Source organism: Bifidobacterium aesculapii (assembly GCF_001417815.1).
Taxonomy (GTDB): Bacteria; Actinomycetota; Actinomycetes; order Actinomycetales; family Bifidobacteriaceae; genus Bifidobacterium; species Bifidobacterium aesculapii.
Genome location: NZ_BCFK01000011.1, coordinates 44,079 through 53,524 on the forward strand (window position 1 = coordinate 44,079; position 9,446 = coordinate 53,524).

Below are 9,446 nucleotides of genomic sequence, written 5' to 3' on the forward strand. Positions count from 1 at the left end.
ACCCTACCAGTTCGTGCCGCTGGTGGACGCCGGCTGCCCAGCCAGCGTCCCGTCGTCCGTACCGGCATCCCCACCGCTGACGATCTCACGGTACAACCGCTCCAGCCGCTCTTCGCGTTTCGCCTTCACTAGTTCGCACTCCCACACGACGATCACGCGCCAGCCCGCCGCCTCCAGTTCGGCGTGCTGGCGCTGGTCGCGTTCGCGGTTGCGTGTCAGCTTCGCCGTCCAGAACTCCACGTTCGACTTGGGCGTCGAATGGCGCGAACACCCCTCGTGCGCGTGCCAGAAGCATCCGTTAACGAACACGATCGTGCGCCACTTCGGCAGCACCACGTCCGGGTGGCCGGGGTAGCGTTTGTCGTTCTTGCGGAACCGCAGCCCGCGCCGGAACAGGTAACTGCGCACCAGCATCTCGATGGACGTGTCCTTGCCGCGGATGTGCGACATCGTGTACGAGCGCGTGCCCCGCGCGTACTTCTCCGGCCGCTCTGGGGCCGACACATGGTGGTGCGTGGTGCTGCGGGTCATGGCCCCACTGTATCTCGATCGGGGATGGTGTGAATATGCGCGATGCGGTGGGGGAGAAGGATGGTCGACGCAACCTGCGCAATTGCGGTGGTAACTTGCGTAGTCATGGCTGTAACCTGTGCGATGAGGAACGCAACCTGTGCGGTTGGGCAAGTAACTTGCGCACACCCTTGCTGAAAGAAGGTGGCATTTCGGTCGGCGGGTAATTCTTGGAAGAGCGAGAAACCGCATGATTCCAAGGATTTGACGGATGTCTGCCGAGGCGTGGAAAACGCTTCTTCAGAAGATGGGTGCGCAGGTTATGTGAGTCAGTGCACAGGTTGGGTTGAGAATTGCGCAGGTTGCGGCTTGCAGTGCGCAGGTTGCAGATCAGAGTGCACGAGTTGGTGGCTCCCCGTGCCGTTCCCGAACTATCATGTCCGGTAGGGCCGGATGCGCCGCCGGTGATTTATGGCGGTGTGCATCCGAGCCGACCGAACGACATGAATCGGGGCATCATGGGCGAACAGACGCAACAATCACAACTGCAATCACCTGAACTGACGTTGAACGACAAGACCTGCACCGCGATTCCGCAGGTCGGGTTCGGCACGTTCCAGATCCCGCCGGAAGACACGCAGCGCGCGGTCGAGGAGGCGCTGGAGATCGGCTACCGGCACATCGACACCGCCGCCGCCTACTACAACGAGCAGCAGGTCGGCGACGCGCTGCGCGCCACCGGCATGGCCGGCAAGGTGTGGGTGACCACGAAACTGCGCAACTGCGACCAAGGCTATGACGCGGCGCGCGTCGCGTTCGACGAGTCCCGCCGCAAGCTGGGCGTGGACGTCATCGACATGTATCTCATCCACTGGCCGTTCCCGGCTGCCGGCTTCTACGAGGAAACGTGGCGCGCGCTGCTGCGCCTGCGCGACGAGGGCGCGATCCGCGTGCCCGGCGTGAGCAACTTCCTGCCCGAGCATCTGCGCGCCATCATCGAGGATTCGGGGGAGGCGCCGGCCGTGAACCAGGTCGAGGTGCACCCGCGGTTCAACCAGCCGGGCCTGCGCGCCTACTGCAAGGCGCACGGCATCGCGGTCGAGGCGTACAGTCCGCTCGGGCACGGCAAGGACATCATGTCCGATCCGGTGCAGGCCGCTGCCGCCGCGCACGGGGTGACGGCTGGCCAGGTTGTGCTGCGGTGGCACACGCAGGAGGGGCGCATCGTGATTCCGAAGTCGAAGCACGTGGAACGCATGCGCGAGAATCTCGTCGCGGGACTGGGCGCGGGCGCTGCTGAAGGTGGATTCGACCTGACGCCCGCAGAGTTGGCGGCGATCGACGCGCTCGACGACCCCCACGCCAACGTGAGCGCCGATCCGGCCACGTTCACGCACTCCCAGTCGTGGGCCGACCAGCACGTGCGCGGCAACATCTGATCTCATCTGATCGCCCAATCGCTCCGACGGGCGTTCGCCGCCGCGCTGCCGGCGAATGCCCGTCCGGCTCGTGGTACGCGGCCTTCCGGCTCCCGGACATAGGCGGCGTTCCAACGCGGCGCCGTCTACAATCGGTTCCGGTGCGCGCAATGGTTGCGCGCCGTGCGCGAAGGAGCCGAAGATGGCTGTGAACCCGATGTCCAATGGCCGTGTGATTACACCCGCCAACACGTTGCCCGGCGATGTGCCGCGCATCGTGAACGGGGAAGTGCATGTCGGCGTTGACGCCGGCAAAAGCGCGCAGCAGCTGCTCAAACGGTACGGATACGGCGCATGGGTGTATGTCCAGCTGATCGCGGGGCTGATTCCGCGCGGTCGTTCGCGTGGTGAATCCGCATACCATGTGATGCTCGACGGGAGGGAAGTCGGTTGGCTGGATTCCGCGTGTTCGGCCAGGCACGCCGGGCAGGTCGTCAATGGTGACGCGTGGTTCCTGGCGCATGTGCCCGATCGCCCCACCGACCGGTTGACCAACCGCTTTTCGCTGCGCGTCAGCATGCCCCGCCCGCTCGCGTGGGCGTAGCGGCGTACGCCGCAACCCCAGTACGCCGTAGCTCCCTATGCGCGATTTTGGTGCGCTAAACGGGCTTCCAGCGCACCAAAATCGCGCGTACTTGTGGGCGGGGAGTTGAATCTCCGTGGCGAACGTCTTCGCATCTTCGACAGATGCAAGTACGTGTTACGCATTGGTGAGCAGTGCGTCGTCGACGGCTTGGCGCAGGAATTGGCTGCGGGTTTCGCCGTTGCGCTTGGCCTTGGCGTCGATGGCGTTCACGCGTGACTTGGGTAGGCGGAATGAGATGGTTTCCATTTCCTCGTCGTAGATGCGGGGGCGTCCGGGGACGACGGAACCTACGCCGCCTTCCCAGTCGCCGGACTCGTACTCGGCGGCCATGTGGTTGAGCTGCTCGTCGGTTACGCTGAACAGCTTGTTAATCTCCTCGCGGTTCATGATTTCCTCCTTGTGGCTCCAAGCTCCTTCATGGTCTTTTTCGTCGGTGGTGTCATCGCATGATAGATAAGCCACTGCCCTGCACTATTGTGCATGGAGACCATTTCCAGCAGCCGGCCATTGCCGTCCATGCCGATGGACACCCATGATCCGGTTCCATTGTCGCGCGGCGCTGAAAGCAGCACATTGCGCCATGCCGTCAGAACGTCTTCCTCGTTGATGTCTGGATGACGTTCATGCACTCGTGGATGAACGATGGCAGTTTGCATTGGCGGTGGACCTCCATAAGTTTTGCAATACAAAATTATATTGCAATATGGTCGTTTCGTCTATGGAGCTTCGGCCCATGCCCCGACCGCTCGCGGGGGCGTAGCAGCGTACGCCGCAACCCCAGTACGCCGCAACCCCAGTACGCCGCAACCCCAGTACGCCGCAACCCCAGTACGCCGCAACCCCAGTACGCGCGATTTTGGTGCGCTGAACAGGCTTCCAGCGCACCAAAATCGCGCGCACTTGTGGGGTGTCGATTCGTGGGTTGCACTGTGGATTGCACTGTGGGGCGCCGCTAAGGCCGCAGGGCAAAGCAAAAGGGCTGGAACCATTCGGTTCCAGCCCTTTGTTGCTGGTGCGAGTGGGGGGAGTTGAACCCCCACGAGCATACACTCACTGCCACCTGAAGACAGCGCGTCTACCATTCCGCCACACTCGCAGACAAGTGGATAAATTACCACTGCCCCCAAGTATGGTGCAAATCGAATGTGCCTTCGGCGTGTCGCGTTGGAATCTCAAGGATTCGGCGTGTCACGCCGCGCGCCACGTCACCGCATGCGGCGCGGCTCCGATCTCGAAGTGGCACTTCGCACAGCCCAATCCGACATGCGAGAACAACCCCCGCAACGCCTCCGCCGTGACGGAACCGTCCTCGTTCAGCGTGAAATGGAACGGCTGCTGGCTCAGCGACGTGGGTGCGGCCATCGCCGCCTCCATGCCGCGCACGAACCAATCAGGCCAGTTCGCAGTGGTTGCAGCGGTCGTGGCGGCTCCTTCCGCTTCGGATGCGTCGCCCCCGTTGTTGCCCCCGTCACCGCCTGAGTTGCCTTCGCCCTCGTGACCGGTAGCGTCGGAAGCCGTCGCCTGTGCGTTGCCGACCTCAGCGCTTTCGTCGCTGACGGCACACGGGCCTTCCACGCTCGCAAGCTCCGCCATCGGCTTGGAACGCCGCCGCCCGCCCGGCCGCGCGCCGTGACCGAACGCGATTACCCACACCACGGATTCGCCGTCCTCCAGCTCCCACCACGGGTCCGCCGCCGTATCGGCATCATCCAGCACCGCCCATGATGTCGCCAATCCCAGCTGCACGGCACGCAGCACGAGACGCTCGCCGTAGTAGCCCACCTTCTCCTGCAACGCCGCGTCAACGGGGGAGACGGCCTCGCCGCTCGCATCGGTCGCCTTCAACGCCTGCAACGTCGAGGCGCGGTTCGGCTCCTCCACCGTTGTCGCGTCACCCGACGTGTCGCCCGTCGCGTCACCAGACGTGTCGCCCGTCGTGCCCGCAGGCCCCGCGGCATCCTGTTCCGCCGCACGGCGCCGCGCTCGCAGACGCTCGACACGCATCTCGCGCTCGACGCTCGCCGCCGAGCCGATTAGCGCGATCGCATTGTGCACGCCCTTGAACCGCCCGTAATGCGTCTTCAACCCGAGGAACGCGTCGTCCAACCCCACCGCCATCTGCATGTGCAGTCCGCTCTCCGCATTCCACGCCTCGATGTCGGCCTGGAGCGTGTCGAGCGCGTCCGGGTCGACCGGCTCGTCCGTATACGCGCGAATGGCATGACGCGCGTCGATCGCCTCACGAAGATCCATCATTGCCAATCCCTCACTTCCCGTAGAAATGCGCCAGCGACTCGTCACGGAACTCCTCGAAATAGCCGCCGTCGATCGAGGCGCGGATGTCGTCGAGCAGTTTGACGAAGAACCGTTCGTTGTGGATCGTGGCGAGCGTGAACCCGGTGAACTCGCGGGCGCGCAGCAGATGATCCACATACGCGCGCGAATAATGCGCGCACGTGTAGCAGTCACAGCCCTCCTCGAGCGGACCGAAATCGAACTTGTGCTGCGCACGTTTGATGTTGTACCGGCCGTGGCGCGTGTAGATCGCGCCGTTGCGCGCGCACCGCGCCGGCGCGACGCAGTCGAACGTGTCGCCGCCGTTCTCCACGCACGCGAAGATGTCGTTCATCTCCGCGATGCCGAGCACGTGCCGCGGGCGGTTCTCCGGCATCGCGTCGCAGATCCACGCGCACGTCTCGCCGATGATGCGCTTCTCGATCGCGCCGCCGATGCCCACGCCGTCGAAGTCGAGCGAGGCGATCTGCTCGGCCGCGTGCCGGCGCAGATCCTCGTAGTTCGCGCCCTGCACCACGCCATACAACGCCTGATACGGCTTGCCGAGACGATCCTCGGTGAGGCGCTGGTGCTCAGCGACGCAACGCTTCGCCCAGCGGAACGTGCGCTCCACGGACTCCTCCTGATAGGAGCGCGTGTTCATCAGCGTGGTGAGCTCGTCGAACGCGAACATGATGTCCGCGCCCAGCTTGTGCTGGATTCCCATCGAGATCTCGGCGGAGAACCGGTGCTCGTCGCCGTTGAGCGGCGACTTGAACGTCACGCCGTCCTCATCGACCCACGCGAGACGCTCCTTGCCTTTCGCGATGATGTCGTCGGACTTCATGCCGGTCACGTCCATCGCAAGCGTCTTCTTGAAGCCGACGCCCAGCGACATGACCTGGAATCCACCCGAATCGGTGAAGGTCGGGCCATGCCAGTTCATGAACTTCGCAAGTCCCCCGGCCGCGTCGAGCACGTCCTCGCCGGGGCGTTCGAACAGGTGGAACGCGTTGGCGAGCAGGCATTGCGCGCCGAGATCCTTCATCGATTCCGGCAGGACCGCCTTCATCGCGGCCTGCGTGCCCACCGGCACGAACGCGGGCGTGCGGATGTCGCCGTGCGGCGTGTGGATGATGCCGGTGCGGCCGTAGCGTGCGCCGTCGCGGCCTTTGCCGTCGGCCGCGTTCGGCAGGCGGGTGATGGTCTCGAACGAGAACGCGGCACGGTCGCCGGGCTGGCCGGGGGTGGCGCCGCGCGGATGCTCGTTGAGGTCGACATCGGCAGCGCCAATGCCGCTATCGCTGCCGTTTGCCGGTGCGGCGGCGTTGAGATTCGTGGAAATGTCGGTCATAGCTTCACTTTAGGCGAACAAGGGGATTGAGGTGAAGCGTCTGTCGGGGTGCCACTTCCTGCTTGCCGTATGCGGTCATGGCTTGGGTTGCGAGGAGGGTGGCGACGTGGAGGGTGGGATGAGGATGAGGTGAGGGTGGCGACGTGGAGGGTGGGATGAGGATGAGGTGAGGGCGGGATGAAGTGGCAGGACCGGGAGGAAACGACAAAACATGGTGGGGAGCGGCCAGATTGGGTGCGGGTTGAGAGTATCTGCGTTACGAGGGGTGCTTTTGGCTTGTTGCAAACACCTATCTCGCTTACGTGGGGTGCCTGCCTCAGGAGCAAGGGCTCCCAAACGGCCAATCTTTGTGGCAATCAAGCCATTTTGAAGCCCTCATACCGGGAATAGGCACCCCACGTAAGCGAGATAGAAGTCCGCAAAGGCGGCAAAGAACCCCTTGTAGCGCAGATATGCGGGAAGTCGGTAGAGGATTCACCTTGCACTTTCAAAGAACATTCAGGAAACATACAGAGCCACTGCCTTTACTCTTAGGTAGCAATACGAACCGGCGGCGGGATTGCTGAACCGACCAACGTCAAACGAAGCCGCCGTTCTGATGAAGGAGCAGACGATTATGGCTGATGAGCAGAACAGCTGGAACCCGCAGGGGAGCCAGAATACGCAGCCTCAGGAGGAACAGACCCCTGCCGCGCAGCCGCAGGCGTCTCAGGATACGCAAGCCACGCAGAGCTTCGCCCCGGAGGCTCCGGCCGCGAATGAGCAGCCCACCGAGACCATCGATCCGGCAGCCGTGCAGGGCGCGCAGGCCGCCGCCGCATCCGATGTGGCGCCTACCCAGAACTTCGACCCTGTGGCGCCGGTCGCCGCGGCCCCCGCCACGGCTTCCGGCACGCCGGAAGCGACCCCGGACTACGCCGCCGCCAAGGGGGAGCAGACCGTGGTCTCCGCCGCTCCGGCAAACCCCGCCGGTGCCCCGACCGGTGCCCCGGCTGCCGCTCCGTCCGGTGCCCCCGCACCCGCGCCCGCCGCCGGCCAGCCCGCGTACGGCCAGTACCGTCCGGCCCCGGAGTACGGTGCGTACGGCCCCGTACCGACCCAGCCGGCCGCCGGCCAGCCCGCGCAGACCAACCAGCAGACCGCGCAGCAGGACCGCAACCCGTATGCCGGCATGCCCACCAACAACAATCCGTTTAACCCGCAGGGGGTGAACACGACGCCGGGCGCCGGTCCGATTCCGGGTGTCTCCGGTTCCGGCAGCGAGCCGGTCCCGCCGCGCAACCCGTTCGGCGGCACCGGCAACGGCAATCCGTTCAACCCGCAGGGGCCGGCCGCCGGTCAGCCCGGTCAGCCCGGTCAGCCCGCAGCCTCCCGCCCGCAGGCCTCCAACGGCACCGTGCGCGGCGTGGTCATCGGTGTGGTCGCGGCGCTGCTGTCCGCCGGATTGTGCCTCGGCGTGGGCTACGCGGCCATCACGAGCGGCGCGGTCAAGGTGCCGACGACCAGCTCCCTCGCCAACGTCGATTCCAGCACCTCCGGTTCCGGTTCCGCCACGGCGAAGTCCGGTGAGGCCCCCGACTGGCAGTCCGTCGCCAAGGCGGTCTCCGGCTCGGTCGTCTCCATCCAGACGAAGCTCTCCAACGGCGCCGCGCAGGGTTCCGGCGCGATTCTCGACACCAAGGGCCACATCGTGACCAACAACCACGTGATCTCCGGCGCGCAGCAGATCCAAGTGACGCTCTCCAACGGCCAGATGTACTCCGCGCAGGTCGTCGGCACCGACACCACCACCGATCTGGCGGTCATCAAGCTCGACAACCCGCCGAGCGACCTGAAGGCCGTCGAGTTCGCCGATTCCGACAAGCTCGCCGTGGGCGAGAACATCATGGCAGTCGGCAACCCGCTCGGTTATGACGATTCCGCCACCGCCGGCATCGTATCCGCGCTCAACCGCCCGGTCACCGTGATGGACGACAACAACAACGACATCGTCACCAACGCCGTCCAGATCGACGCGGCCATCAACCCGGGCAACTCCGGCGGCCCGACCTTCAACGCGGCCGGCCAGGTGATCGGCATCAACTCCTCGATCGCCTCCACCTCGTCCAGCTCGTCGTCCAGCACGGCCGGCTCCATCGGCATCGGCTTCGCGATTCCTTCGAACCTCGTCAAGCGCGTGGCGAACGAGATCATCGAGAACGGTTCCGTCAAGCATGTCGCGCTCGGCATCACCATCACCTCCTCCACGGTCGAGGCGGACGGCGTGACCCGCGCCGGCGCGAAGATCACGCAGGGCAGCGGCAGCTCCGCGGTCGTCTCCGGTTCCCCGGCCGACAAGGCGGGCCTGAAGGAGGGTGACGTGATCGTCGCCTTCAACGGCAACGCGGTGAGCAGCAACGCCTCGCTGCTCGGCTTCGTGCGCGCTTCGGCGCTGGGCGACAAGGCCACGCTCACCATCGTGCGCGACGGCAAGACCATGGACGTCGACGTGACACTCGACAAGCAGGAGGAGGCCGTCAACGGCTCCAACCGCTCCGAGTCGAGCAACGGCAACAGCCAGAACGATCAGAACGGCGGCAGCGGCCAGGATAACGGCGACAGCGGTTCCGGCAGCAACGGCTTCCCGTTCAACATGTGGTGATAGCGCAGGACGGCGAATCTGCTGCTGTCCCGGCCATAAGGCCGATCCGCATAAGGCCGTATAAACCCCGATTCGCCGAGTCAAGGCGACTGCGGTAGAGGCGGGCCTCCCCAACGGGAGGTCCGCCTTTTCGCGTTGTGGTCACAGTGTTGTGGTCACAGTGTTGTCGTCGCAGTGGTGTCGGTCCAGTGCCGCCAGCACAGTCTCATGCCGCTGGTGTCGTGCGCGTTCCACGCCGATTGCCCCGAGTGCGGCTGCCACGCCGCCGGTTGCACGCCGCCCACCCCTGTTGCTAGGCTGACAGCCGATAACCGAATACCGATTTTTTACGCCGTGTATCGCGCAACGCATCACGGGGAAGACCATCGCCCGGCATCGCGAGGCTCATCTGCGGGCCTGCGTGTGCTGCGCCGTCTGGTCGTTCTCCGTCTGCATGCCCTGCTCGATGGGTTAACAAGGCGTGACAGCACCCGCCGTGCGGTCACGTTCGCGAACCCAAGCAACGTCGCCGAGCGGCCGACTACCAGCGTAAGGAGTTCGCGATGAGTGGATTCATCCCATCTTCCCCCAATTCCGGTACCTCCGGTGCCCCATATACCCCCG

8 protein-coding genes and 1 tRNA gene are annotated in these 9,446 nt (G+C 64.9%); 3 read left to right on the top strand and 6 right to left on the bottom strand.

The genetic code is table 11. The features are described from left to right. Positions 1 to 3: 3 nt before the first annotated feature. Entirely contained in the window at positions 4 to 531 is a 528-nt protein-coding gene (locus tag BFAL_RS01755) for a very short patch repair endonuclease (RefSeq protein ID WP_082440261.1), read from the bottom strand. Between the two features lie 497 nt (positions 532 to 1,028). On the opposite strand from BFAL_RS01755, the gene BFAL_RS01760 reads away from it, so the two are divergent. Beyond that, positions 1,029 to 1,949, top strand: coding sequence for an aldo/keto reductase (locus tag BFAL_RS01760; RefSeq protein WP_055426737.1), 921 nt, complete (start codon positions 1,029 to 1,031; stop codon positions 1,947 to 1,949). A gap of 181 nt (positions 1,950 to 2,130) precedes the next feature. Further along, the gene (locus tag BFAL_RS01765) at positions 2,131 to 2,532 is read left to right on the top strand and encodes a hypothetical protein (RefSeq protein WP_055426727.1); all 402 of its coding nucleotides are present in this window, start codon (positions 2,131 to 2,133) and stop codon (positions 2,530 to 2,532) included. A gap of 156 nt (positions 2,533 to 2,688) precedes the next feature. Here the strand turns inward: BFAL_RS01765 and BFAL_RS01770 are convergent, their stop codons facing one another. From BFAL_RS01770 to tgt, 5 genes are all read right to left on the bottom strand, one after another. After that, positions 2,689 to 2,961 carry a ribbon-helix-helix protein, CopG family gene (locus BFAL_RS01770; protein ID WP_055426728.1) on the bottom strand — a complete coding sequence of 91 codons (273 nt, stop codon included), beginning with the start codon at positions 2,959 to 2,961 and terminating at the stop codon, positions 2,689 to 2,691. After that, complete coding sequence (locus tag BFAL_RS10540) at positions 2,958 to 3,230, bottom strand: hypothetical protein (protein WP_082440262.1); 273 nt, start codon at positions 3,228 to 3,230, stop codon at positions 2,958 to 2,960. Before BFAL_RS10540 ends, BFAL_RS01770 begins: the two co-directional genes overlap by 4 nt. A 354-nt stretch (positions 3,231 to 3,584) precedes the next feature. Then, a tRNA-Leu gene (locus BFAL_RS01775) sits at positions 3,585 to 3,670 on the bottom strand. A gap of 92 nt (positions 3,671 to 3,762) precedes the next feature. Next, on the bottom strand, positions 3,763 to 4,830 hold the full coding sequence (locus BFAL_RS01780) for a nitroreductase family protein (RefSeq protein ID WP_055426729.1): 1,068 nt from the start codon (positions 4,828 to 4,830) through the stop codon (positions 3,763 to 3,765). A 10-nt stretch (positions 4,831 to 4,840) separates the two neighbouring features. After that, the gene (gene tgt / locus BFAL_RS01785) at positions 4,841 to 6,202 is read right to left on the bottom strand and encodes a tRNA guanosine(34) transglycosylase Tgt (protein ID WP_236691621.1); all 1,362 of its coding nucleotides are present in this window, start codon (positions 6,200 to 6,202) and stop codon (positions 4,841 to 4,843) included. Positions 6,203 to 6,818: 616 nt separating this feature from the next. On the opposite strand from tgt, the gene BFAL_RS01790 reads away from it, so the two are divergent. Next, positions 6,819 to 8,843, top strand: a complete 2,025-nt coding sequence (locus BFAL_RS01790) for a S1C family serine protease (RefSeq protein ID WP_055426739.1) — start codon at positions 6,819 to 6,821, stop codon at positions 8,841 to 8,843. The last annotated feature ends 603 nt before the right edge of the window (positions 8,844 to 9,446 follow it).

Bases quoted from the DNA above. Each gene is read 5' to 3' on its own strand.
- BFAL_RS10540 (WP_082440262.1), bottom strand. From the start codon at position 3,230: ATGCAAACTGCCATCGTTCATCCACGAGTGCATGAACGTCATCCAGAC.
- BFAL_RS01765 (WP_055426727.1), top strand. From the start codon at position 2,131: ATGGCTGTGAACCCGATGTCCAATGGCCGTGTGATTACACCCGCCAAC.
- BFAL_RS01780 (WP_055426729.1), bottom strand. From the start codon at position 4,830: ATGATGGATCTTCGTGAGGCGATCGACGCGCGTCATGCCATTCGCGCG.
- BFAL_RS01755 (WP_082440261.1), bottom strand. From the start codon at position 531: ATGACCCGCAGCACCACGCACCACCATGTGTCGGCCCCAGAGCGGCCG.
- BFAL_RS01760 (WP_055426737.1), top strand. From the start codon at position 1,029: ATGGGCGAACAGACGCAACAATCACAACTGCAATCACCTGAACTGACG.
- BFAL_RS01790 (WP_055426739.1), top strand. From the start codon at position 6,819: ATGGCTGATGAGCAGAACAGCTGGAACCCGCAGGGGAGCCAGAATACG.
- tgt (WP_236691621.1), bottom strand. From the start codon at position 6,202: ATGACCGACATTTCCACGAATCTCAACGCCGCCGCACCGGCAAACGGC.
- BFAL_RS01770 (WP_055426728.1), bottom strand. From the start codon at position 2,961: ATGAACCGCGAGGAGATTAACAAGCTGTTCAGCGTAACCGACGAGCAG.